This window comes from Elstera litoralis, assembly GCF_000963705.1.
In the GTDB taxonomy this organism is placed as follows: Bacteria; Pseudomonadota; Alphaproteobacteria; order Elsterales; family Elsteraceae; genus Elstera; species Elstera litoralis.
Map to the genome: position 1 here is coordinate 1 of NZ_LAJY01000606.1, position 1,487 is coordinate 1,487.

1 protein-coding gene is annotated in these 1,487 nt (G+C 53.0%); it reads left to right on the top strand.

Annotation, left to right across the window (positions count from 1 at the left end):
- The first annotated feature begins 32 nt into the window (after nt 1–32).
- Nucleotides 33–1,202: a glycosyltransferase family 4 protein gene (locus VZ95_RS18145; RefSeq protein ID WP_045777109.1), complete on the top strand. Its 1,170-nt coding sequence runs from the start codon at nt 33–35 to the stop codon at nt 1,200–1,202.
- The last annotated feature ends 285 nt before the right edge of the window (nt 1,203–1,487 follow it).

Genomic DNA, 1,487 nt, shown 5'->3' on the forward strand with positions numbered 1-1,487 from the left:
TTTGCTAAAATTTAGAGTTGGAGGATTGTAGTGTGATCGGATTTGGTTGGCCGCTGTCGACGCAAACGGGCTGGGGGCAAGTAGGGTTCAATATGGTGTTGCAAATGCTGCGCCTGGGCAAAACCCGCCCGGTGCTGCTGGAAGCCCCTGAAGATCTCGCCATTCATGGGTTGCATCTGTGGACGCTGTTACCGTTAGAAATCGAGCGCCGGACGCGCAGTGCGGGTGTAAACGGCTCCGGTGCGGATTGGCCGTTCCCCGTTATGCACCCTCTGGGGAATCATTTCGGAGGAACCGGGAGTCGTCATCGCCATCGCGGGCAGCGGAATATCGGGCGTATGGTGTTTGAAGATACTAATCTGACAGCGGAAGATCGGCGCGAGATTGCGGCGTATGATTGTTTTTTAACGCCTTCCCGCTGGAACGCGGGGCTTTTGCGCGCGGCCGGTGCCACCGATGTGCGCATGGTGCATGAGGGAATCGACGAGAGCGTCTTTTTTCCCGCGCCGCGCCAAGGGCTTTGCCCCGGCAGGTTCATCGTTTTCTCGGGTGGGAAGCTGGAGTTTCGCAAGGGGCAGGATATCGTTATTGCCGCCTTCAAAATCTTTCAGCGCCGCCATCCGGAAGCCTTGCTCGCAGTCAATTGGCAAAATTTCTGGCCGCAGTTGGCGGCCGATATGGCGCTTGCTGGGCATGTGAAATCGGCTCCTGGGCTCGATCAAAATGGTCGGCTTGCGCTTGGCGATTGGCTCGTTCGGGAAGGTTTACCGGAGGATAGCTTCGTCGATCTTGGTATGATTCCGCATCACATGATGGCCCAAGTTATGCGCGAAGCCCATGTGGCCGTTTTTCCGAATAGGGCCGAAGGCGCGACCAATCTGGTGGCGCTTGAGTGTATGGCGGTGAATGTTCCCGTGATCCTATCGGCCAATACAGGGCATCTCGATCTGATGATGGCGGACGAGCCCACGTGCATACCGCTAAAGCATCAGCGGCGGGTACCGAAGGCCCCTGGAATGGATGGCCTCGACGGGTGGGGGGAAAGCTCGGTGGAGGAACTCGTGGAGGCCCTCGAAAAAATCTATACCGACCATGCTTTGAGCCAAACAATTGCACGATCGGGAACACAATTGGCGCAAAGCCGGAGTTGGCGCGTTCAGACGGAAGCCGTATTAGAAGCGTTAGAGGATTTTATACATTGATATTTGCAAGAGTAAGCATCTCTGAAAGAGATGTAAGTAGAATTTCTTTGTTTTCTTTTAGAAATTCTTGAATATTATCCAATGGAATGAATGAAATTTCAGAATATTCTTTGCTGCCAAATTGTTCGTATGCACTTCTGATTTCATTTTCTGGTAAAGACGACATTAGGACAAAAATAATATCCACAACGCCGGTTGCGACATCTTCAACAAGGCCGCAAAACTTCGGTGGATGTCACCGAACTGGCATCGAGACCAAGTTCTTCCCGAAGCTCGTCTAAGAGT